Raw genomic sequence first — 21357 nt, 5'->3', positions numbered from 1 at the left:
GGACGCCGCTGCCGGCCCGGTCGTCGAACTGCGGCCCGATCGTCTGGCCAACGGGGGAGAGGCGGTGGCCCGCGCGGCCGACGGCCGCGTGGTGTTCGTGCGCGGCGCGATCCCCGGCGAAACCGTGGTCGCGCAGATCACCGATACGCGCCGCGACGCCTTCTGGCGCGCCGAGACCGTCGAGGTGATCGCGCCCGCGGCCAGTCGGGTGGAGTCGATCTGTCCGGCCGCGGCGCGTGGCGCGGGGTGCTGTGACCTCGCGTTCATCGAGCCGTCGGCAGCCCGCGGTCTCAAGGCGGCGTCGCTCGGCGACGTCCTGGTGCGGGTGGGTGGTCTGTCCGCGGACATGGTCGACGGGTGGATGGGCGGCGAAGGACTGCGATCGCTCGGCGCCCCGGCCACCGGCTGGCGGATCCGCACCCGGTTGGCCGTGGACGCCGACGGCCGTGCCGGTCTGCGACACCGGCACGGCTCGGCACTCGTCACCGATTCGGTGTGCGTGCAGCCCCTTCCCGGGCTCGTCGACGATCTGGGCGACCGGCGGTTCACGCCCGGCGCCGAACTCGTCGCGGTGGCCGACCGCTCGGGCGGTCGTCATCTGGCCGAGCTGGCCCCGGTCCACGCACCTGTGCAACGCGGCCGGAAAGGCACCGACCGCCGGCGTGACGCCCAGCGGCGGCGCCGCAGCCGCGATGCACCGCGGTCACTTCGCGTACTCGACGGCACCGAGCTCGCGCAGCATCAGGTGGGCGAGCGGGTGTGGTCGATACCGGTCACCGGATTCTGGCAGGCCCATCGAAACGCACCCGAGGTGTACGCGCAGACCGTCGCCGACTTCGTGCTCGGTTCGGCGTGCCCCGATCCGGCGGTGTGCTGGGATCTGTACGGCGGTGCCGGGATCTTCGCCGGCGCGCTCGCCGATCACACCGGCGCCACGGCCGTCCACCTCGTCGACTCCGACACCGCGGCACTCGCCGCGGCAGCCGGCGTGTTCGCCGACGACCCGCGCCTGCACACACATCAGGGCGAGGTCGCCGACATCGTGCCCGGGCTACCGGCACCCGATGTCGTGGTGCTCGACCCACCGCGGACCGGCGCCGGAGCCCGCGTGATCGATCGGATCACCGCCGCCGACCCGACGGTGGTGATCCACGTCGGATGCGACGCGGCACGATTCGCCCGGGACCTGGCATTGTTCGCCGAGCGGGGATACGCGATCACCGACCTGCGGGCCTTCGACGCCTTTCCACTGACCCACCACGTCGAGGCGATCGCCTGCCTGACCCGTGCCCGCTGATCAGCGGGCGTAGGCCTGCGGTATCCGCACGCGGTGACGCGGGTCGGCACGCTCGAGTTGGGCGGCCAGCGCCACCACCAGGTCCTCGCGGCCGGGGGCCGCGACGAGCTGCACACCGATGGGCAGATCGGCCGCGTCGAACCCGGCGGGCAGCGAGGCCGCCGGGTTGCCCAGCGCGTTCCAGATCGACGTGTACGCGGATACCGGCAGCGCGGCGACCGCCGCGCGCAGCACCGACGCCGAATCGAGCCGCCCGGCGATCGGCGCGGTCGTACCGATGGTCGGGGTGAGCAGCAGATCGAGGTGCGGCCCGTGGTCGGCTGGGCCGAAGAGGTGATCGTTGTACGCACTCGCGGCGCGGGCCAGGCGTCGCTGCGCCCACCGCGTCCGGCGCGGCCCGTCGACCAGTGCACCGAGGCGGACCACCCGCCTGGTTCGCGCCTCGAGCAGGTCGGGCCGGTCGGCTTCGGCCGCCTCGTCGCGGACCCCGCCCAGCATCTCCATCACGAACTCCAGCGAGATCATCGGATACCCGGGATCGATGTCGACGACGTCATGGCCGAGGCCACGCAAGGTGTCGGCGGTGTTGGCGAGTGCCGCGAGCACCGCGGCGCTCGGTGACGGATTTCCGAAGCCGGGAGCGTTCGGTGCCATCCCGATCCGCAACGTCGGCGGATCGACGGCGGCTGCTGCGGTGAGGTCGGGCAGCGGTGACGGGTCACGCCACCGGTCGCCGGGCACCGTACCCGCGATGGCGTCGTAGATCAGGGCGGCGTCGGCCACCGACCGGGTCAGCGGTCCCAGCGTGCCCAGGCTGCGCCACAGCGCGGCGTGCGGTGCGGAACTGATCCGGCCGCGGCCGAGCTTGAGGCCGAACAGACCGCACCAGGCCGACGGCAGTCGGATGGAACCGCCGCCGTCGCCGCCGATGGCCGCGGGCACCAGCCCGGCGGACACCGCGGCCGCGCTGCCCCCGCTCGATCCGGCGGGTGATCGCGACGGCTCGCCCGGAGCGGTCCACGGATTGCGGGTGAGACCGAACACACGTGATTCGGTGAACGGCCAGATCCCGAACTCGGGCATGGCGGTCTTGCCGACGATGATCGCACCGGCACGCCGCAGGCGGGTCACGATCTCGCTGTCGGCAGCAGCGGGCGTGGTGAACGCACGCCCACCGAAGGTGGTGACGTCACCGGCGGTGTCGTTCTCGTCCTTCACCGCGATCGGCACCCCGTGCAACGGCCCGTGTACTTGGCCTGCCGCCGCGGCGGCGTCGAGTCGGGCGGCGTCGGCTCGCGCACTGTCGGCGAACACCCGGATGAAAGCGTTCAGCTGCGGATCGTGCCGCTCGATCGCCACGAGAACGTCGTCGACGACGTCCGCGGACGAGATCTCGCCGGCGGCGATACGGCGGGCGATCTCGGTCACCCCGGGTGGCGGCTGGCCGCCCGGCAGTGGGTGTGCGGCGGTGGCGTCGAATCCGGTCATCCCATCAACCTACGGCGGCCGGCGGGCCGGTGAGAGGTGCCCCGATCCGTACACTGGACGGACACGGTCGCGACAGCCACGCGTCCGCACACTGGGTATGGAGGAACTCGATGGGTCTTCTCGAGCAGATCTCGTCTCCGGCCGATCTGAAGTCCCTGTCAGAGCAGGAACTCGACGATCTGGCCCTCGAGATCCGGGAGTTCCTCATCGACAAGGTGTCGGCGACCGGCGGCCACCTCGGACCCAATCTCGGGGTTGTCGAACTGACTCTCGCGGTTCATCGCGTCTTCGATTCACCCACCGATCCAGTGATCTTCGACACCGGGCACCAGAGCTACGTGCACAAGATCGTCACCGGCCGGGCTGCCGGATTCGACCACCTGCGTCAGCGCGGCGGGCTCACCGGTTATCAGGAACGCGCCGAGAGTGAGCACGACTGGGTCGAGTCCTCGCACGCGTCGGCGGCGCTGTCCTACGCCGACGGTCTGGCCAAGTCGTTCGCGCTCACCGGGCAGGACCGCACCGTGGTCGCGGTGGTCGGCGACGGGGCGCTCACCGGTGGCATGTGCTGGGAGGCGATGAACAACATCGCCGACGCCGACCGGCCGGTGGTGATCGTGGTCAACGACAACGGCCGCTCCTATGCCCCCACCATCGGTGGGCTGGCCCGCCACCTGTCGGGCCTGCGTCTGCAGCCGGGATACGAGCGGTTCCTCGACGAGGGCCGCCGGATGGTCCAGCACGTCCCGGTCGTCGGACCGTCGGCGTATGCGGTGCTGCACGGCATGAAGAGCGGCATGAAGGATCTCCTCGCGCCGCAGGCGATGTTCACCGACCTCGGCCTCAAATATGTGGGTCCGGTCGACGGCCACGACATCGGTGCGCTCGAGGCGGCACTGCGCCAGGCCCGCGCCTTCGGGGGACCGGTGATCGTGCACACCGTCACCCGCAAGGGAAACGGCTACATCCATGCCGAGAACCATGCCGCCGACCAGATGCACGCCACCGGCGTGATCGACCCCAAGACGGGACGCGCGAAGTCGGTGGCCCCGCAGGACTGGACCTCGGTGTTCTCGTCCGCGCTCGTCGAGGCCGGATCGGTGCGCTCCGACGTGGTGGCGATCACCGCGGCGATGCCCGGACCCACCGGGTTGAGTGCGTTCGGCGAGAAGTTTCCCGAGCGCATGTTCGACGTCGGCATCGCCGAGCAGCACGCACTCACGTCTGCGGCGGGCCTTGCCCTCGGCGGCATGCATCCGGTGGTGGCGATCTACTCGACATTCCTCAATCGCGCCTTCGACCAGCTGATGATGGATGTGGCGCTGCTCGAACAGCCGGTCACCCTGGTGCTCGACCGTTCGGGCATCACCGGTCCCGACGGCCCCAGCCACCACGGCATGTGGGATCTGTCGCTGATGGCGATGGTGCCCGGTCTGCGGGTGGCCGCGCCGCGCGACGCGATGCGCCTACGTGAGGAATTCGACGAGGCACTCGCCGTCGACGACGGACCCACCGCCCTGCGATTCTCCAAAGGTGCTGTGCCCGAGGATATCCGGGCCGTCGAGCGCCTTGCCGACGGTGCCGATGTGTTACGCCGCTCGGCTCCCGGTGTGGGTGAGGCGTCCGGTGACGTGCTGATCGTGGCGGTGGGCGCGTTCTGCGCGCTGGCCGTCGACACCGCCGACCGTCTGGGCCGGCAGGGCATCGACGCCACCGTGGTGGACCCGCGGTGGGTGCTGCCGGTGCCGGAATCGGTGATCGACCTGGCGCGTCGCCACCGGCTGGTGGTGACGCTCGAGGACGGATGTGTGAGCGGTGGTGTGGGCGCGGCCGTGAGCGCTGCCCTCGCCCAGTCGGATGTCCATGTGCCGGTGCAGGTCCGCGGAATTCCGCAACGCTTCATCGAACACGCCTCCCGTGGTGAGATCCTCTCCGATCTGGGGCTGACGGCTCAGGATCTGGCCCGGTCGATCACCGCGACGGTGGCCGGCATGCAGACCGCCCCGGAACTCGAACGAGCCGAATTCGATGCGCGTGCAAGAGAGCTGAAGGCCGGCGACACCGAGGGCGCCACCGAGTAGGTCGCGCAAGCGCTGGCTCGCGCCGTCAGGTGTCGGGCTCGGTCACCGTGGCGGCTGCGTTGAGTTCGTCGGCGATGGCCTCGTCGCACAGTTGACGCTGCCAGGGTCGCGCCGTGCCGGCCCGCAGCCGCTCGTCCACCGAATCCGGGGTGGCGGGCAGATCGATTCCGTCCCAGCATAATTGGCGCACGAGGTCGGGTGCGAGCAAGTTCTCCACGGGTAGTTCGTGCGCATCGGCAATCTGTTTGACGCGCGGCCGCACCCGGGCCGCCCTTGCCGCTGCCTCGGGATTGCGTTGCTCCCAGCGACTCACCGGCGGCAGGCCCGTGGTGGGGCCGCGCCGCGACGGCAACTCCGATTCCGGTAGCCCTCTGGCACGATCGATCGCCGCGAACCATGTGCCGGACTGACGACGCTGTTTGGGTCCCCCGAACACCGGCAGCCGGGTGAGTTCGTCGACGCTGGTGGGCATCGCCGCGGCCGCGGTCACCATCGCGGAGTCCGGAAGCACCCGGCCGGGAGCCACGTCACGCTGTTGTGCGATCCGTTCGCGTTCGGTCCACAGTTCGCGCACCGCGGCCAGCGATCGGGTGTTCGTGATCGTGTGGACGTTGGTGGTGCGCCGCCAGCGGTCGGTCTTCGGTGGTGTCGGGGGTCGCTGCAGGATGAACGCGAATTCCTCACGCGCCCACGCGTCTTTGCCCGCATCGCGTAGAGCCTGGTCCATGGCGTCGCGCAACTCGACGAGCACTTCGACGTCGAGTGCGGCGTAGTTGAGCCATTCGGCGGGAAGCGGACGCCGCGACCAATCGGCCGCGCCGTGGCCCTTCTGCAGGCCCAGGTGTAAGAACTCCGCCACCATCGCCGCGAGGTTGACCTTGTGCAGACCCAGCAGCCGGCCGGCGAGTTCGGTGTCGTAGAGCTGGGCGCACCGGAAGCCCAGCTCGCGCAGGCACGGCAGATCCTGATCGGCGGCGTGCAGTACCCATTCCGGACCGTCGAGGACCTCGATGACGGGTGCGAGGGCGGCGGGTTCGGTGATCGGGTCGAGCAGGAACGATCCGCTCCCGGCCCGGCGCAGCTGGATCAGGTAGGCGCGCTGCGAATAGCGGTAACCCGAGGCGCGTTCGGTGTCCACCGCGACGGGACCGTGCCCCTGTGCGAGCGCGGTGGCCACCGCGGCGAAGTCGGTCGCCCGCGAGAGTACCGGCGGTACCCCGTCGGCGGGTGCGAGCAGCGGTTCGACCACCGGCGCATCGTCAGCGGGCGCCGTATCGTCTGTCGTGTCGCCGGGGCCGTCGGGCGTGTCGCTCACGGAGACCCGAGTTCGGTGACCCCGACGGGTGGCAGGCCCGCGGCCGCCGACAGCACATCGCAGAACGCCTCGAGATGTCCGCCGAGGCCGTCGGCGGAGGGCGCAGTCCACGATGCCCGCAATTCCAGCTGATGGGCCCGCGGCGGTCCGGCGATGTCGCCGTAGCGCACCGACGTGGTGGAGGTGACCGTGCCGCCGAGTGCGGTCACCGCGATCGGCTCACCGGTCCGGCTGGTCTGTTCGCCCGACGACGTCGTCGAGCCCACCTGAACACCGAGTGCGTCGGCCAGCCAGCTCCACGCCACCTCGGGGAGCAGTGGGTCCATGGCCAGCGCGGCCTCCACCTCGGCCTGAATGTAGGCGACCAGACGGATGGTGCCGTTCCAGGCGTCCTGGCCGGCCGGGTCGTAGAGCAGGATCAGCCGGCCGAAGGCGGTGCCCGCGGAATCGACCGGAACGTCGGCGTCGGCAGCATCCGCGGAGGCCACCTCGGCGCCGACGGCGTAGCTGTAGGGCGCGAGGCGTTGCGGCGGGCGGATCGGCCCGACCTCGATGTCTCGCCGGACGCGGGCGCTGTGCAACGACTCGACCGCGGCGCGGAAGTCGGCGGGCTCGGTCGCAGCTCCGGAGGAGGTCACGACATCGACGGTAAGGCTCGGGCGCCGAGCGCACCGGGAGGCGCGCCGAAACCGTGGCCAGGGTGCCCTCATCGGCGATGCGCTCATGGCGGCATGGCAGAGTGATCGATGATGACACCGCCGGTCCGCACCCGCAGAACCCATTCCCGTATGCCGCTGGTGGCGGCCGCCCGGGGTGAGCGGCCCGCGCGGCGCCCGGTGTGGTTCATGCGGCAGGCGGGCAGGTCGTTGCCCGAGTACCGCGAGATCCGTGCCGATCACGGGATGCTGGAATCGTGTTTCGACCCGGCGCTGGTGTGTGAGATCACGATGCAGCCGGTCCGCCGACACCACGTCGACGCGGCGATTCTGTTCTCCGACATCGTGGTGCCGCTCAAGGCGGCCGGTGTTGATCTCGACATCGTCGCCGGTACCGGCCCGGTGATCGCCCATCCCGTGCGCACCGCCGCCGACGTCGACGATCTGCCGCTGCTGGACCCACAGTCGGTCGGTGCGATCGCGCACGCGATCGGCTTGCTCCTCGACGAACTGTCCGATGAGACGGCGCTCATCGGGTTCGCGGGTGCCCCGTTCACGCTGGCGTCCTATCTGGTCGAGGGCGGCCCGAGCCGCACCTATGCGCTCACCAAGGCGATGATGTACGGCCAACCGCGCCTGTGGCAAGCGTTGATGGGTCGCCTCGCCGACATCACCATTGCGTTCCTGCGGGTGCAGATCGATGCAGGCGTCGATGCCGTCCAGCTCTTCGACTCGTGGGCCGGTGCCCTCTCCGACGCCGACTACCGGACCTTCGTGGCACCGCACAGCGGGCGGGTACTCGCCGAGATCGGCGAGGCCGGGGTGCCGCGCATCCATTTCGGCGTGGGTACCGGCGAACTGCTGGCGTCGATGGCGCACGCGGGTGCCGATGTGATCGGCGTCGACTGGCGGGTGCCCCTCGAAGAAGCGGTGCGCCGGGTGGGCCCCGGGGTGGCGGTGCAGGGCAACCTCGATCCCACGGTGCTCTTCGCCGGACCCGACGTGGTGGACCAGCAGGTGCGGCGGGTGATCGCCGACGGGGAGCGGGCCATCGCGGCCGGAGCGCCGGGCCACATCGTCAACCTCGGGCACGGGGTGCTGCCGAGTACCGATCCCGACGTGCTCAGCCACGTCGTCGATCTGGTTCATTCGATCTGACGCCGAGGATGTGACGCGGTGGGTGAGGACGGGAACGTGACCGCAACCGGGACCGATACGGCCGGCGCGTCCGGAACCCGACGCGTCGCCGTCGTCGGTGGGGGTGTCTCCGGACTCACCGCGTGCTATCGCCTGCGTCAGGCGCTGGGAGAGTCGGTCACGATCGACCTGTTCGAGGCCGACGACCGGCTCGGCGGGATCCTGCACACCGTCGAGGTGGGACCGATCGCGGTGGATGTGGGCGCCGAGGCCTTCATCGTGCGCCGGCCCGAAGCCCTCGACCTGCTCGACGACCTCGGCCTGGCCGACCGGGTGGTGTCGCCGACCGCGCGACGGCCGGCGGTGTGGGCGGCGGGGCGGCTTCACGACCTGCCACGGCCGGCGTTGATGGGCATCCCGGCCGACGCCGACGCGGTCAGCGGGCTCGCCTCGGCCGCCGACCTCGAGCGGATCGCGGCCGAACCCGACCGTCCGTGGAACTGGACACCCGGTGACGACATCTCGGTCGGCGAACTCGTCTCCGACCGCTTCGGCCCGACGGTGGTGGCCCGGTCCGTCGATCCGATGCTCGGTGGGGTGTATTCCAGTCTGGCAGCCGATATCGGTGTGCGCGAAGCACTTCCGGCGCTGGCCGCGGAGTTCGACGGAGGGGCGCCGGGGTTGCGCGCCGGGGTCGCGGCACTGACCGGCGGCAACGCGGGATCGGGTCCGGTGTTCGGCAGCCTGCCCGGTGGCTACCGGGTGCTGGTGGATGCACTGGTGGATGCGGCGCAACCGCACGTGCACCTGGGTTCGCCGGTGACCGCGGTGCACCGCGATGGCGATCGGTGGGCGTTGCGCAGCGGGCACGACGAGGTCGAGGGCGACTACGACGGCGTGATCATCACGGTGGCGGCCTGGCTTGCCGCCCGGTTGCTCGCCGACGTGGCACCCGAGTCGGTCACCGCATTGCGCGATGTGGAGCAGGCACCGTCGGCGGTGGTGTCGATCACCCTCGACGCCGATACCGAACTGCCGGAGCACTCCGGGGTGTTGGTGGCCACCGGAGAAGACCTGCACGCCAAAGCATTCACGTTCAGTTCGCAGAAGTGGGCGCACCTCGGCGAGCCCGGTCGACCGCGGTCCGTGCGTGCCTCGTTCGGCCGCTACGGTGATCCCGTTCCCGACGAGGGCGTGCAACCGGGGATCGACGCGCGACTTCGTGAGCTGGCGCTGGCCGACCTCGACAGTGTGTGCGCGGACGCGGGTGTCGCGCCGCCGTCTTCGCACGTGATCGACACGAGGGTGCAGCGCTGGACGTTGCCGCGGTACGCACCGGGTCACCTGGCCGCGATGTCGCAGGTGCTGGCGGCCACGCCGGACGGCATCGAACTGGCCGGATGTTCCTACGGCGGTGTCGGTGTGCCCGCCTGTATCGGTCAGGCGGGCCGTGCCGTGACCGGCCTGCTGGCGCATCTGAACTGAGCACTCCCGACCCCGGGGCCCGTCGCGGTGACGGTGGCCACCTGGGTATCGGGAGGTGGCGCGCCGGTGGCACGATTGGGGTCATGAGCCGTTTGGATTACGCCGAGTTGAATTCGACCATTCGCTACTTGATGTTCTCGGTGTTCGCCGTGCGTCCCGGCGAACTACCGGACGATCGTGATCAGGTGAAATCGGATGCCACGGACTTCTTCAAGTCACTGCAGGACACCGGAGTGGTGGTGCGTGGCGTCTACGACGTGTCCGGATTGCGCGCCGACGCCGACTTCATGATCTGGTGGCACGCCGAGGAGATCGAGCAATTGCAGGCCGCCTACAGCCGTTTCCGCCGCGAAACGGTGCTCGGCCGGGTCTGTGATCCGGTGTGGAGCAACGCGGCCCTGCATCGGCCCGCGGAGTTCAACAAGAGTCACGTGCCCGCATTCCTCGCCGGCGAAGAGCCGGGACGCTACATCTGCGTCTACCCCTTCGTGCGCTCCTACGACTGGTACCTGCTGCCCGACGAGGAGCGCAGGTCCATCCTCGCCGAGCACGGCAAGGCTGCCCGCGGCTACAAGGACGTACGCGCCAACACGGTGGCGTCGTTCGCGCTCGGCGACTACGAGTGGCTGCTGGCGTTCGAGGCCCCCGAATTGCACCGCATCGTCGACCTCATGCGCGACCTGCGGGCCACCGAGGCACGCCGCCACGTCCGGGAGGAGACACCGTTCTTCACGGGTCCGCGTACCGAGGTCGGCGACCTCATCGACGCCCTGCCCTGATGAGCGCCCTGCCCTGATGAGCGGGCGGCCCTGACAAGCGCCCTGCCCTGACAAGTTGCTGCAAAATCGTGCCATTTGGTGGACTGCTGCGGCTCGCGAAAGTGATTCGGTGGCAGGGTGCGTCACTAGGGCAAAACCCAACCCGGACTTCTTGTCGCGGGCCGGGCATGTGGCCGCGACAAGGAGGCTCGAAGCATGAGGTACCGGACCCGCATCATCGCCGTCTGCATCGCTGTCACCGGTGCCGCCGGACTGCTCGCGGGCTGCGCAGACACGGATTCCTCGGCAACCCAGGCCTCCGGGTCCGTGAATGTCGAGGCCGATACAACGAAGACGTTCGCCTTCGGCACCGCTGTGGATCTGACCTATCAGGAGGATGCGGCGCGGGTGACGGTGTCGGCGCCGACGCCGGCAAAGGCGACGGAATGGGCGAGCGTCGACGGTGCCCTGTACTCGGTGATGGTGACTGTCCAGACCACTGAGGGAACGTGGACGGTCAATCCGGCGTATCTGTCGGCCACCACCAACACGGGCCAGTACGTCGAGGGATCACTCGGCACCGTGGACGGGTCACTCGAGCCGGACGCCCTGGAGGCGGGCCAGACGGCCACGGGCGCGGTTGCTTTCGACGTTCCTGAGGGGCAGACGATTACCTCGGTGGCCTTGGAAGGGCCGGTGAGCAAACGGCTCGCCCAGTGGGATTAGAGCGCGCGAACGTCGTCGGCGCCGGACTTACGTCTGTTCTTCCAGTCGCAGACTGATCGAGTTGATGCAGTACCGCAGGTCGGTCGGGGTGTCGTAGCCCTCGCCCTCGAAGACGTGACCGAGGTGGCTCCCGCAGTTGGCGCAGAGTACCTCGGTGCGGCGCATACCCATCGAGTCGTCGGAGCGTTCGATCACGGCGTCGCCGGCCAGCGGGGAGAAGAACGACGGCCAGCCGCAGTGGGACTCGAACTTCTGCTGGCTGCGGAACAGTTCGGCGCCGCAGGCGCGGCAGCGGTAGACGCCGACGGCGGTGGTGTCGGTGTATTCGCCGGCGAAGGGCGCTTCGGTGCCCGCCTTGCGGAGCACCCGGTACTCGGCGGGCGTCAGCCGCTGCTTCCACTGCTCGTCGGTCAGGTCGGCCAAGTCGGCAGGAGTGGAGGTCTCGTTGCCGGTGGTGTCGGAGGTCATTTCTCCACCGTACGAGCGGGCGCGATGGGGCGCCAGGTTCGGTCAGCCGGCGGTGGTGACCGGCGAGGTGGCGGGTTCGGCGTCGTCGATGCTGTCGGTGGGTGCCCGCTGCGGTGTGGCCGCGGATCCGAGCTGCCGGATGTCGAGGTAGCGGAACAGCAGCGAACAGAACACCGCGATCATCAGCAGCGACCAGCCCCAGGTGACCTTGTTGTACTCGAGCATCCAGCCGAAGGCCTGCCAGCGTTCGGAGTAGAACGAGTCGAAGGTCATGCAGCCGTACACGCCCAGCCAGGCAGGCCAGTTGCGCACCGTGGATCCGGGCAGCAGCACGGTCATCAGCAGCGGGAACAACAGCATCGAGTAGTAGCCCTGACCCAGCGATCCCACCAGGAACGTGGTGCACAGCAGCACTCCCGACGACGTGGTGAGCCACAGCAACTCGTTGGTTGTCCGGTAGTAGCGGTACAGGAACCACAGTGAGAAGACGGCCATCAGGGTGAAGGCGATCCGCAGCAGCACCACGAGCCAGGGCGCCACGCCGAAGTAGGCACCGTTGCCGGCGATGGAGCTGTTGTAGTAGTCCCGGGCCTCACCCAGATAGGGCAGCGTGTGGGAGATGAATCGGCCCGGATCGTTGGACAGCGGCCAGGCCACCACCATCAGCACGAGCGGCACCACGATCGCGGTCACCAGCACGCGCCACTGCCGGTTGAGCAACGGCAGCAACAGCAGCGGGGCCAGCACCGGTTTGATCGCCAGGGTCAGCCCGATGGGCACTCCCGCCCACCAGTCGTGGCGGCGCATCATCAGCATCATGAAGGCCAACATCCCCAGCAGCACAAACGAATTGAAGTTCGTGAAGATCAGGGTGTGGGCGACGGTCTCGGTGCTGAAGAAGAAGAACAGCACCACGGGCAACACCCACGACCGCGCGGAGAAACCGAACAGCCGCGTGATGAGGTACCCACACACGAGCAGCGCCAGCACACTGGCGATGATGAACAGCCAGCGCGACCGTTCGGGATCGATGACGGCCAGAGGTGCCATCAGCAGGGTGCCCGACGGGGGGTAGAGGTAGTGGGGGTCGACGGTGTTGAGGTTCTCGTTGTAGACCGGCTGGCGGTTCAGAAATGCCAGCGCGGCCTGGTAGACCGGCGCGAAATCGTCGGTGCGATCACCGTTGACCGCCAGAATCAGTGAGCGGTGCACGATCGTCAGGATGGTCAGCGGCCACAACACCAGCGGAACGATGCGCGTCACGCTCATCTGTGGGTACAGATACCTGTCGAGAACTGCCACCCGCGAACCGTACTACGCGGCGCCGCAGATCCTGCGCAGAACCCCCGGGGTGCTGCCGGTCAGGCTGGGCAACCCCGTTCGGACGGCCCGGTCAGCGGAGCGGCGCGCACATAGTCGGCGACGACGTCGGCGGCGCATGCGCTACGCGCGACCACCGAGTAGCCCAGTCCTTCCCAGGTCACCGTCGTCGGCTGCGTGCCCGACTTGGCGAACAGCGAATCCAGTGTTGCGGCGCCCGCGCCGCCGTTGACGGGATCGCCGGTGCTGTTCAAGACCAGCGGGGGTACCGGGAAGGAACTGGGCGGATTGACCGGTGTGGCGGCCGCCCAGCCGGTGCACCGTGCCAGGGCCAGCGCGCTGTTGGCCCCGGTCAGCGGGTTCTGTTTGGTCCACGAATCGATGAGCCCGGAGATCTCGTTCTGGCCCACGGGGCCGGTCATGTCGTTGCAGGCGGCGACGATCTGTCCGTCGGTCAGCCGCAGTGATCCGGCGGTCGCCGAATAGGCGGCCAGTGGCGCGGTGTTCCCGCTGTCGGCGGCCGCGATCGCGGCCGCCACCCTGGTCACCGCGGAGGGATCGTTCGGGGCCAGTGCCAGCGCGGTGGTGATCGCGGCGAGCGCTTCGGTGTCCGACAGGCCGCCACCGAGGGTTCCGGCGCGTCCCTTCGTCAGCACGCTGCCCATCGTCGCCTGGCCGTTGGCGCCGAAAGCGCATCCGGGCAGTGCCGCGCACCGCTGCGCAAAGGTCCGCAGGGCGGCCTGCACCCCGGTGGCCTCCGTCGCGCCGGTGTCGCGCGCATTGGCACCGAACGGGGTTGGGGTGTCGAGGATGATGCGCCCGGTGCGCCCGCCGTACTGCGCGGTGTAGGCGATCACCACGTCGGTGCCCTCACCGACGCCGATGAGGCCCAGCCGCGAGACTCCCCACTTCTTTCGGAGCGTCTCGAGATCCGACGCGGCACCGGCGACACCGAACTGCAACTGGTTGGGTGTGAGCGTCTCGGTGCAGCCGTCCGCGGACGACGTCGCGGCCGTGACCAGGCGGCTGATGCGGGCCGACTGTGTGGCCGCGGGGAGTCCGTTGTTGGCGATCGTGGTGCGATCCTCCCGGACCAGACAGTCCAGTGGGCTGCTCTGTGGGATGCCGCGGCGATCCACCGCCACCACCGGGTGGGTGGACAGCAATTGCTGCCCCGGCCCGGATGCCAGCAGCAGCAGGGTGCGCGACGAGGGCATGTCGGCGCCCGACGTCAGGACCAGCGGAGCGGCATCCGCGGGGGTGGTGGCGGTGCGGGCGCGGGTGAGTGCGATGTCGATGGTGTCGTCGGGGCGATCGGGGTCGATCGGCGATTGGAGGCTGGCGCATTCCAGGGTCACCCCGGACGGCTTGTCGGTGGAGTAGTCCGACGCGAGGGTGGAGCCGCACTCTCGCCAGTCGAGATCATCGCGCGGCGTCTCCAGTGCGGGGATCTGCGGCGGTGCACTCGACGAGGCCGGCGCCTGCCCGCCGCCCTCACCCGCCGGGACGAGTCCGGGCCCCGTGTCCGGGCCGACGGCGCAGGACGACAAGAGCAGCGCGGTGGTCGCCGCGCTCAGCCCGATGACGGTGAGGCGGCGGGTCGGTCGAGTCGTCTCGGACCCTCGGTGGCCGCGTCGCGCTCCTCGCATGAGGGCGAGCGTAGTCAACGGGTCCAGCGGCTGAAGACATAGCCGTCGTCGTCGGTGAGCACGTGGGCGGCACGCAGTGCGTGCAGTGACCCCGACCCGGCGCTGGCGGCGACGCGCCCGGCGTCACCGCCGGCCACGTACGGACTGGTGGTCAGGCACAGTTCGTCGAGCGCGTCGACGGCGATGAGTGAGCCGAGCAGACTCGGACCGCCCTCGCACAGGATGCGTGGTTGTCCCGCCGCGGCGAGGTGCTCGACCACGAGCCGGAAGTCGACGGTCTCGTCGCCGCAGTCGACGAGGCTTGCGCCGGCGTCGGCGAGGACGGACCGGCGTTGCGGATCGGCGGCCGAGCAGGTGAGGACGGTGGTGCCGGGACCACGCAACGGGGGATAGGCGGGATCGATCGACAACGATCGGGACACCAGCGCCAGTGCGGGGGCGGGTGCCTGCCCGGCCGCGGCGCGGCGTTCGGCGAAGGACGAATCGGGGGAGGGTTGCCGGTAGTTCTCGGCGATGGCGGTTCGCGCGCCCACCAGGACCACGTCGGCGAGGCCGCGCAGGACGGTGAACAGAGTCTTGTCACCGTCACCGCCGAGTCCGCCCGATGTGCCGTCCACCGACGCTGCGCCGTCGATGGTGGCGATCATGTTGGCGCGGACCCACGCGCCTGCCGTCGGCTCCGGATAGGCGTACAGGTCGGCGAGGTAGTCGGTCGCCTCGTCCTGGGAAAATGTGACCTGGGTCGCTTTCTGCACGTAGAGCATCTCGTCCTCCGAACCGCTGTGGCTAGGCTCCCCATATGGTGGCCAGTCTCGTCGACCGCAATCCGGTCGTTTCTCCCGACGCGTTGATCGACGAAATGGTGCCGCCCGCGACGTTCGACGAGGTGAGCTTCGACAGCTACATCCCCGACCCGAACGAGCCTACGCAGTCCCAGGCGGTGGCAGCCGCGCGTGATTTCGTCGAGCGTGCCGCCAAGAGCCGCAACGGCAAGAAGGGCCTCTTCTCCCGCAAGCAGCCCAAACAGGGCATCGGACTCTATCTCGACGGCGGCTTCGGCGTCGGCAAGACGCATCTGCTCGCCTCGATCTATCACGCCATGCCCGCGCCGAAATCCTTCGCGACGTTCGTCGAGGTGACGCATCTGGTGGGTGCACTGGGGTTCATGCAGGCGGTGGAGCGGCTCTCGGAGCACAGTGTGCTGTGCATCGATGAGTTCGAGCTCGACGACCCGGGCGACACCATGCTGATCTCACGGCTGCTCAGCGAGCTCACTGCGCGGGGCGTGTCGATCGCCGCGACCTCCAACACGCTGCCCGGACAACTCGGCGAGGGCCGGTTCGCCGCACAGGACTTCTTACGGGAGATCCGGAAACTGGCGTCGGTGTTCGAAACGGTCCGCGTCGACGGACCCGACTACCGCCACCGCGACCTCCCGCCCGCGCCGGAGCCCAAATCGGACGACGAACTCGTCGAGATCGCCGAGTCCACCCCGAACGCGACACTCGACGATTTCGACGAGTTGTGTGGGCACCTGAGCAAGATGCATCCGTCGAAGTACAAGGACCTCGTCGACGGGGTTTCCCTGGTGTGCATCCGCGGGGTTCATCCGGCAGACGACCAGTCCGTGGCGCTACGTCTCGTCGTGTTCGCCGACCGCCTGTACGACGCGGACATCCCGGTGACGGTGTCGGGGAGCAAACTCGACGAGATCTTCACCGACGAGATGCTCGCCGGCGGCTACCGCAAGAAGTACCTGCGGGCCACGTCGCGGTTGCTCGCGCTGTCGCGCTTCGCCGATTCCACCGTCTGACCTCCACCGTCTGACCGCCACCTTCTGCCGGCGAATCCGGGCTGCCGGGCTGCGGTGACCGGTGTCGGTCACGGTTGCGGCACGGGGCGGTCGCCATGGGCATACGCGAATGTCGCGTTTGGAGTACAGATGTAATCTCGACGTGATGTACTGGTGTGCATCCGGTCGCGCACGGCGGCGTAGACCGTGTCAAAGGGACGCAAGTTCATGTCCATTATCCGTGGGGGATTTGGTGCAGAAGTCTGTGGTGGTTGCCGTGGTGTCCGCGGCAATGTTCGTTGCTGTGCTGGTCGGCGGGGCTACGCCCGCCTCGGCGGTACCCGGTGCGGGCGTAGCCGCGGCCGGCGGCGCTCGTATCGACAAGGTCGTGATGCAGAGTCCGACGCGGGCTCAGGTCAGTGTGTTCTCGCCCGCGATGCGCCGGCAGGTCACCGTGACCGTTCTGCTTCCCGCGGACCGGTCGCATCCGCGTCCGACGTTGTATCTGCTCGATGGGATCGACGGGGGTGTGTACACCAACTACACGCAAAGCGGCTGGACGTTCCAGACCGACATCGTCAAGTTCATGGCCGACAAGCCTGTCAACGTGGTGCTTCCGATCGGTGGGACCGGGTCGTACTACACCGACTGGGTCCGCACCGATCCGGTGCTGAGGACCAACATGTGGGAGACCTTCCTCACCAAGGAACTCCCTCCGTTGATTGACGAGCGGTTCACCACCACCGGTGTCAACGCGATCGGCGGGGTGTCGATGGGCGCGCTCGGGGCGATGTCGATCGCGGTGCGCCATCCCGAAATGTATGCGGGCGTCGCGGCATTCAGCGGCTGCCTCGATCAGGGCACGCCCGAACTGCGACAGGCCACGGCGGCCACCGTGCAGACCCGAGGTGGAAATCCGGACAACATGTGGGGGCCCGTCGACGACAAGACCTGGGCCGCACACGATCCCGCCGAGCACATCGCGGCGCTCAAGGGCAAGCCGATGTATGTGGCGGTGGGTAACGGACTGCCGGACCTGCGGCTGGGAGTCGCGGGAATCGCCTCTCCCGTCGGTGGTGCGCTCGAGGGTGCGGCGCTGCACTGCACTCAGGAGTTCAAGAAGCGTGCCGACAGCGCCGGCGTTCCGATCACCTACGACTTCCGCGAGGGTCTGCACTCGTGGGGCTACTGGAACATCGACCTTCACAAGGCGTGGCCCACGCTGGCCCGCGCGCTGGATGTGCCCGCGCGCTGAACGGCTCGGGCGTGGTCAGCGCAAAGACATGGCGAGCACGAAGTCATGCTCGATGTTGCCGTTGAGGTCGAATGACTTGACGCCGACGCGCCGGAAGCCCATCTTTTCGTAAAAGCGTTGCGCCCGTGCGTTTTCCTGGTTCACGCCGAGCCATATGACGGCGCTGCCGCGGTCTGCGGCGCGCTCGACGGCCGCGCGCATCAGGAGATGTGACGGTGGGTCGGTGCGGCCGCGGGCGTGATGATCGGGCAGTACATACATCTTGGACACCTCCGATGCCGGGCGGTCGGTGATGACCGCGGCGACATCGGTGTCGGCGGGTGGCCGGTGGTGTACAAGCGTGTACCCGATGATGGTGCCGACGTCGTCGCGGGCCACGATCACGTCGCTCTCGTCGCTGGCGATGTAGCCGGCGAACACCGGCTCGGAGAGGTGCTCGCGGATGAAGGCCGCGACGTCGGCCGGCTCGGAGTGCGGGGGACAGGCGAGCGGAAAGGTGGCGGCGGCGACGTCGGCGATCGCCGAGGCGAGCGACGGGTCGGACACCAGGGCGAGAGTCAGCGACCCGGTGGCCGGTGCTGTTCCGGCGCCGGGGGAGGTGGCCTCTGGCACTACTTCTTGCCGCAGGTGCAGTTCTCGCCGCACTTGCAGTCAGGCCCGCAGGTGCAGTCGGGGTTGTCGCAGCCGGGCATCAAGGGGGTGTTCATGAATTCAGTCTAGTTCTCGGGCAGCGGGTCGAGGGCGGGTGGGCTCTGCGGCCGCGAGTGGTGCTCATTCCAGCTGCAGCCGCCAGGAGCCGGAGTAGATCTCGCGTATCTCACTCACCTCGTAGGGGACGGCGCTGCGGGTGTCGGTGGTGGTCATGCTGACGACGAGGAGGCCGTCGGTGATCTGCCATTTGAATCGGTCGCCGTCGAACCGTTGGGTGTCGCCGGTGGCGTCGCGCACGGCGAAGCTCCCGGGCCGGTAGTCGATGTTCATGGCACCCACTATGCCGTCCGGTGGGGTGTCTACGGTGCAGGCTCCCGCGATCTGCCGGTGCGTCGTGCCACCGCCGCAGGTGTCAGAACGGTGGTGGGTTCTCGCGGTTCCACGTCTCTTCGGCCCGCTCGGCGATGCGGGTGATCTTGGCGGCCCGGCGGGCCCGGAGCGAATCTATTCGCCGGCGGCCGGGGTGATCGGGAGGCTTCTCACCCATTCGTAGCGACGTGAACAGGTCGCTTCCGGTGAAGGAGTTGCCGGCGAACACGTACCCGCCGGGCGTTCTGAAGAACACCTCGCCCAGGGCGGTCTGACGATCCTGCCAGCCCACGCCGTGAGTTTTTGCCCGATGGTGGATTCTGCAGAGCGGCTTGATGTTCCGGCGTGTGGTGGTTCCACCCGCGGCAGGGTTGCGGTGGTCGAAGGGTTCGGTGTGGTCCATGTCCGATCGCCACGCGGGGTTGGTGCATCCGGGAAAAGTACAGCAGAGTTCACCGGCACTCACCAGGGCGCGCAGTTTCCGGGGCACCTCATAGGTGAAGGCTTGCCGCGCTTGCTCCTCATGTCCGGGGTTGATGTAGCTCCGCTTGGCTTCGCGAAGGAGATCGCGCGCCGTTGCGGCATCGATGAGCCCCTGACCGTCGATGAACCCCGGCGTCTCGTCGAGGCCGAGAAGGGTGGACAGGTTCACCACGATGTGAAACGTCGGGCGAGGCGCGGGAGTGAGCGGCTGCGCGGTGATACCCGTCGGCGCGATCTCGGGGCCGGCCGTGGTCGGGGTCGCCCGGCATTCGTCACACGTGCACGCGATGCTCTGTTCGCCCCGCGCGAGAGCGAGAAGTGCGTCGGCCCGCAATTGCTTCTTGGTGCGACCGTCGCCTTTGGTGTGCACCGCCGCGGCCATCGCGTCGAGACGGGAATCGACGGCGGCTGCCGCTTCGCTCGCGAGGCTGCCGGACACTCGTGACTGTCCGAACGTTGCGCGGTCGGGTCGGATCGAGATGTGCCGGTCCTCCTCGACGGAGCGGCGGCGACGGACGAGGGCATCGGGATCGATCGCGGCGATGGTGGCATCGATCATGGTGCGAAACCGCGTGGTGGACATGGGCTCTCGGGACATGATTGCCTCGGACAGTGCGGTGTCGAGATCGGCAATGTGGTCGTCGTCGACCAGACTGGTGCGCGCGACCACGTCGAGCATTCGCTGCAAATCGATGCGCCCGATCGCCAGTGCGAGCCCCACATCGGGCAGGCGATACCGCATGACGGACCCGGCGATGATGATCTCGCGGGCGCGCCCGGGCGCAACGGTGAGTGCGGCGCCGACCTCGCAGATGGCTGCTTCGAGGCCATCGGGGCCGTAGCGCTCCTGGGGTGTGATTCCCTCGCGCACGAGTCCGCGCACATGGGCCTCGAGTTCCGCCGGGTCGGTGAATCGTCCGTCGCCGACGACCTGGTGCACGCGTTCGAGGTAATCGGCCTCGCGTTCTTCGTGCAATAGGCTCGCAGCCTGCAGAATGCGGTAATCGGCGGAGGACCGGACCGCGTTGGAGCTGACCAGAATCTCGATCAGCTCCGGAGCGTAGTGCCGCTCGTCGTCGGCGAGTTGGGCGAGCAGGGTCTCCACGGCGCCGCGTCCGGCCGCGGCACGGGCGGTGCCGGCAGGCGTCGGGCCTGCAGGTTGTGGGTCTGCAGGGGGCGGGTCTGCTGGGGACGGGTAGAGCGGGACTTCGTCGGGCATATTTAGAACATACATTCGGGTACCGACAAATAGGCCCAGGGTTGCACGACAACAAGAAAGGCCCGGCGGATACCGGGCCTGACCTGCGAAAACAGTGGTGCGCGATACTGGGATTGAACCAGTGACCTCTTCCGTGTCAGGGAAGCGCTCTCCCGCTGAGCTAATCGCGCGAGTATGGAGTTGGTGGTGGAGGTGGCGACGGGAATCGAACCCGTGTACACGGCTTTGCAGGCCGTTGCCTCACCACTCGGCCACACCACCAGATGCGAGTCGACTCGCGCCGAGCGGATGACGGGATTCGAACCCGCGACCCTCACCTTGGCAAGGTGATGCGCTACCAGCTGCGCTACATCCGCATGCATCGTGAGCTGATCTTGTGGACCATTTGTTGCTCACGAAGCGATTGTGAACACTATCCGACGCATCGGTCGGATACCAAATCGCCTGGTCAGCGCCACGTTTCAGGTCATAACGACGTCGGAGCCCAGGTGACCGGTGCCGCGCGGGGCCTGCGGGGGCGATTTTGGTTCCGCGGCACCACACGTGTAATCTTCTCCCTCGTGCACCGGCGCCGTGAGGCGCCACGCGCGGTCCCGTGGCTCAGTGGAAGAGCGTCCCGTTCACACCGGGGAGGTCGCTGGTTCGATCCCAGCCGGGACCACAAGGTCAAGGCGATATTTGGCCGCCCGGGCAATAAGCGGGCAATATCGAGGGGAGTTGCCCACCGTGCGTGGCCGTCTGCAGGGAGCGGTCAGATGGTGACCGGTGACCCAATTAACGAATTCCTCTGGGAGGTCACAGCCCCGGCAGTGGCTGCGGCTCGCGAAGCAGTCCTCTCGTATGTGGGCTCGGGCAAGTACACCCCTAGGAAGCGACCAGTCGAGTACAAGGTGAATGAGGCTGGGTGGCCGTCCGTGGTCGACCGCGACCCGTTTCAAGTCCCAAGCGACGCGCCGATTGACTGGCGGCGGGCGTTGTCGCTTGGCCGAGGCAAGCTCAGCTACGTCGTTGTGGAGGACGTTCCCGCACTTGCCCACGCGATGCAGGCCGTCTTGGGCCGGGCAGCGAGCGATGAGGAGGAATGATCAAGACCTGTGGATCTGGGAGGGCGTGCCTTCCCGCAGAATGATCCCGGTAGTCACTTGATCAAGTCAGCGTTGCAGCGCTGGCGGAAAGGCACGCCTCATGCTCACGGTAGTCAACGCCCC

The 21357-nt window shown here is 68.6% G+C and carries 19 protein-coding genes and 4 tRNA genes; 10 read left to right on the top strand and 13 right to left on the bottom strand.

What is annotated here, in order from left to right; genetic code table 11:
- The first annotated feature begins 28 nt into the window (after nucleotides 1–28).
- Entirely contained in the window at nucleotides 29–1297 is a 1269-nt protein-coding gene (locus ACWDTD_RS16850) for a class I SAM-dependent RNA methyltransferase (protein ID WP_449748352.1), read from the top strand.
- Here ACWDTD_RS16850 and ACWDTD_RS16845 read toward each other — a convergent pair whose 3' ends face one another.
- Nucleotides 1298–2785: an amidase family protein gene (locus tag ACWDTD_RS16845; RefSeq protein ID WP_449748275.1), complete on the bottom strand. Its 1488-nt coding sequence runs from the start codon at nucleotides 2783–2785 to the stop codon at nucleotides 1298–1300.
- A 110-nt stretch (nucleotides 2786–2895) separates the two neighbouring features.
- Between ACWDTD_RS16845 and dxs the strand changes: the two genes are divergently transcribed.
- Entirely contained in the window at nucleotides 2896–4866 is a 1971-nt protein-coding gene (dxs, locus tag ACWDTD_RS16840) for a 1-deoxy-D-xylulose-5-phosphate synthase (protein ID WP_449748274.1), read from the top strand.
- A gap of 25 nt (nucleotides 4867–4891) precedes the next feature.
- Here the strand turns inward: dxs and ACWDTD_RS16835 are convergent, their stop codons facing one another.
- Together ACWDTD_RS16835 and ACWDTD_RS16830 are read right to left on the bottom strand one after the other, a co-directional pair.
- Entirely contained in the window at nucleotides 4892–6181 is a 1290-nt protein-coding gene (locus ACWDTD_RS16835) for an HRDC domain-containing protein (protein ID WP_449748273.1), read from the bottom strand.
- Nucleotides 6178–6819: a DUF3000 domain-containing protein gene (locus tag ACWDTD_RS16830; RefSeq protein WP_449748272.1), complete on the bottom strand. Its 642-nt coding sequence runs from the start codon at nucleotides 6817–6819 to the stop codon at nucleotides 6178–6180. The genes ACWDTD_RS16835 and ACWDTD_RS16830 overlap by 4 nt, the downstream gene beginning before the upstream one ends.
- A 150-nt stretch (nucleotides 6820–6969) precedes the next feature.
- Between ACWDTD_RS16830 and hemE the strand changes: the two genes are divergently transcribed.
- The 4 genes from hemE to ACWDTD_RS16810 all read left to right on the top strand — a co-directional run bounded on the left by hemE (nucleotide 6970) and on the right by ACWDTD_RS16810 (nucleotide 10943).
- A complete protein-coding gene (hemE, locus tag ACWDTD_RS16825) occupies nucleotides 6970–7995 on the top strand; it encodes a uroporphyrinogen decarboxylase (protein WP_449748351.1) in 1026 nt (341 codons plus the stop codon).
- A gap of 36 nt (nucleotides 7996–8031) precedes the next feature.
- The gene (locus ACWDTD_RS16820) at nucleotides 8032–9459 is read left to right on the top strand and encodes an FAD-dependent oxidoreductase (protein WP_449748271.1); all 1428 of its coding nucleotides are present in this window, start codon (nucleotides 8032–8034) and stop codon (nucleotides 9457–9459) included.
- Nucleotides 9460–9542: 83 nt separating this feature from the next.
- Nucleotides 9543–10238 carry a hydrogen peroxide-dependent heme synthase gene (gene hemQ / locus ACWDTD_RS16815; protein ID WP_449748270.1) on the top strand — a complete coding sequence of 232 codons (696 nt, stop codon included), beginning with the start codon at nucleotides 9543–9545 and terminating at the stop codon, nucleotides 10236–10238.
- A 195-nt stretch (nucleotides 10239–10433) separates the two neighbouring features.
- Nucleotides 10434–10943, top strand: a complete 510-nt coding sequence (locus tag ACWDTD_RS16810; protein ID WP_449748269.1) for a DUF1942 domain-containing protein — start codon at nucleotides 10434–10436, stop codon at nucleotides 10941–10943.
- Nucleotides 10944–10970: 27 nt separating this feature from the next.
- Here the strand turns inward: ACWDTD_RS16810 and msrB are convergent, their stop codons facing one another.
- From msrB to ACWDTD_RS16790, 4 genes are read right to left on the bottom strand one after another with little or no spacing between them, the layout of a single operon-like run.
- Nucleotides 10971–11411 (bottom strand): peptide-methionine (R)-S-oxide reductase MsrB, encoded by a 441-nt coding sequence (msrB, locus tag ACWDTD_RS16805; RefSeq protein ID WP_449748268.1) that lies wholly within the window; start codon nucleotides 11409–11411, stop codon nucleotides 10971–10973.
- Nucleotides 11412–11453: 42 nt separating this feature from the next.
- The gene (locus tag ACWDTD_RS16800; protein WP_449748267.1) at nucleotides 11454–12713 is read right to left on the bottom strand and encodes a glycosyltransferase family 87 protein; all 1260 of its coding nucleotides are present in this window, start codon (nucleotides 12711–12713) and stop codon (nucleotides 11454–11456) included.
- Nucleotides 12714–12772: 59 nt separating this feature from the next.
- Nucleotides 12773–14380 carry an alpha/beta hydrolase gene (locus ACWDTD_RS16795; RefSeq protein ID WP_449748266.1) on the bottom strand — a complete coding sequence of 536 codons (1608 nt, stop codon included), beginning with the start codon at nucleotides 14378–14380 and terminating at the stop codon, nucleotides 12773–12775.
- Nucleotides 14381–14394: 14 nt separating this feature from the next.
- Nucleotides 14395–15144 carry a dihydrofolate reductase family protein gene (locus ACWDTD_RS16790; RefSeq protein ID WP_449748265.1) on the bottom strand — a complete coding sequence of 250 codons (750 nt, stop codon included), beginning with the start codon at nucleotides 15142–15144 and terminating at the stop codon, nucleotides 14395–14397.
- Nucleotides 15145–15179: 35 nt separating this feature from the next.
- On the opposite strand from ACWDTD_RS16790, the gene zapE reads away from it, so the two are divergent.
- Both zapE and ACWDTD_RS16780 read left to right on the top strand, forming a co-directional pair.
- The gene (gene zapE / locus ACWDTD_RS16785; RefSeq protein WP_449748264.1) at nucleotides 15180–16193 is read left to right on the top strand and encodes a cell division protein ZapE; all 1014 of its coding nucleotides are present in this window, start codon (nucleotides 15180–15182) and stop codon (nucleotides 16191–16193) included.
- A gap of 271 nt (nucleotides 16194–16464) precedes the next feature.
- A complete protein-coding gene (locus ACWDTD_RS16780; protein WP_449748350.1) occupies nucleotides 16465–17427 on the top strand; it encodes an alpha/beta hydrolase in 963 nt (320 codons plus the stop codon).
- Nucleotides 17428–17442: 15 nt separating this feature from the next.
- On the opposite strand, the gene ACWDTD_RS16775 is transcribed toward ACWDTD_RS16780, so the two are convergent.
- The 6 genes from ACWDTD_RS16775 to ACWDTD_RS16750 all read right to left on the bottom strand — a co-directional run bounded on the left by ACWDTD_RS16775 (nucleotide 17443) and on the right by ACWDTD_RS16750 (nucleotide 20505).
- On the bottom strand, nucleotides 17443–17988 hold the full coding sequence (locus ACWDTD_RS16775) for a GNAT family N-acetyltransferase (protein ID WP_449748349.1): 546 nt from the start codon (nucleotides 17986–17988) through the stop codon (nucleotides 17443–17445).
- A 210-nt stretch (nucleotides 17989–18198) separates the two neighbouring features.
- The gene (locus tag ACWDTD_RS16770) at nucleotides 18199–18408 is read right to left on the bottom strand and encodes a hypothetical protein (protein ID WP_449748263.1); all 210 of its coding nucleotides are present in this window, start codon (nucleotides 18406–18408) and stop codon (nucleotides 18199–18201) included.
- Nucleotides 18409–18490: 82 nt separating this feature from the next.
- On the bottom strand, nucleotides 18491–20149 hold the full coding sequence (locus ACWDTD_RS16765) for a DUF222 domain-containing protein (RefSeq protein WP_449748262.1): 1659 nt from the start codon (nucleotides 20147–20149) through the stop codon (nucleotides 18491–18493).
- A 95-nt stretch (nucleotides 20150–20244) separates the two neighbouring features.
- Nucleotides 20245–20319, bottom strand: a tRNA-Val gene (locus tag ACWDTD_RS16760).
- 17 nt (nucleotides 20320–20336) lie between these two features.
- A tRNA-Cys gene (locus ACWDTD_RS16755) sits at nucleotides 20337–20410 on the bottom strand.
- Between the two features lie 22 nt (nucleotides 20411–20432).
- Nucleotides 20433–20505 (bottom strand) — tRNA-Gly (locus ACWDTD_RS16750).
- A 233-nt stretch (nucleotides 20506–20738) separates the two neighbouring features.
- Between ACWDTD_RS16750 and ACWDTD_RS16745 the strand changes: the two genes are divergently transcribed.
- Both ACWDTD_RS16745 and ACWDTD_RS16740 read left to right on the top strand, forming a co-directional pair.
- Nucleotides 20739–20810, top strand: a tRNA-Val gene (locus ACWDTD_RS16745).
- 94 nt (nucleotides 20811–20904) lie between these two features.
- The gene (locus ACWDTD_RS16740) at nucleotides 20905–21234 is read left to right on the top strand and encodes a hypothetical protein (protein WP_449748261.1); all 330 of its coding nucleotides are present in this window, start codon (nucleotides 20905–20907) and stop codon (nucleotides 21232–21234) included.
- The last annotated feature ends 123 nt before the right edge of the window (nucleotides 21235–21357 follow it).

The organism is Gordonia sp. NPDC003425, from assembly GCF_053588635.1.
The sequence above is the reverse complement of the archived record's forward strand: the minus strand, read 5'-3'. Positions and strand labels throughout refer to the sequence as shown.

Coding starts and splice junctions, on each gene's coding strand:
- ACWDTD_RS16845 (WP_449748275.1), bottom strand. CDS start 2,785: ATGACCGGATTCGACGCCACCGCCGCACACCCACTGCCGGGCGGCCAG.
- dxs (WP_449748274.1), top strand. CDS start 2,896: ATGGGTCTTCTCGAGCAGATCTCGTCTCCGGCCGATCTGAAGTCCCTG.
- hemE (WP_449748351.1), top strand. CDS start 6,970: ATGCCGCTGGTGGCGGCCGCCCGGGGTGAGCGGCCCGCGCGGCGCCCG.
- hemQ (WP_449748270.1), top strand. CDS start 9,543: ATGAGCCGTTTGGATTACGCCGAGTTGAATTCGACCATTCGCTACTTG.
- ACWDTD_RS16810 (WP_449748269.1), top strand. CDS start 10,434: ATGAGGTACCGGACCCGCATCATCGCCGTCTGCATCGCTGTCACCGGT.
- msrB (WP_449748268.1), bottom strand. CDS start 11,411: ATGACCTCCGACACCACCGGCAACGAGACCTCCACTCCTGCCGACTTG.
- ACWDTD_RS16795 (WP_449748266.1), bottom strand. CDS start 14,380: ATGCGAGGAGCGCGACGCGGCCACCGAGGGTCCGAGACGACTCGACCG.
- ACWDTD_RS16790 (WP_449748265.1), bottom strand. CDS start 15,144: ATGCTCTACGTGCAGAAAGCGACCCAGGTCACATTTTCCCAGGACGAG.
- zapE (WP_449748264.1), top strand. CDS start 15,180: ATGGTGGCCAGTCTCGTCGACCGCAATCCGGTCGTTTCTCCCGACGCG.
- ACWDTD_RS16780 (WP_449748350.1), top strand. CDS start 16,465: ATGTTCGTTGCTGTGCTGGTCGGCGGGGCTACGCCCGCCTCGGCGGTA.
- ACWDTD_RS16770 (WP_449748263.1), bottom strand. CDS start 18,408: ATGAACATCGACTACCGGCCCGGGAGCTTCGCCGTGCGCGACGCCACC.
- ACWDTD_RS16765 (WP_449748262.1), bottom strand. CDS start 20,149: ATGCCCGACGAAGTCCCGCTCTACCCGTCCCCAGCAGACCCGCCCCCT.
- ACWDTD_RS16740 (WP_449748261.1), top strand. CDS start 20,905: ATGGTGACCGGTGACCCAATTAACGAATTCCTCTGGGAGGTCACAGCC.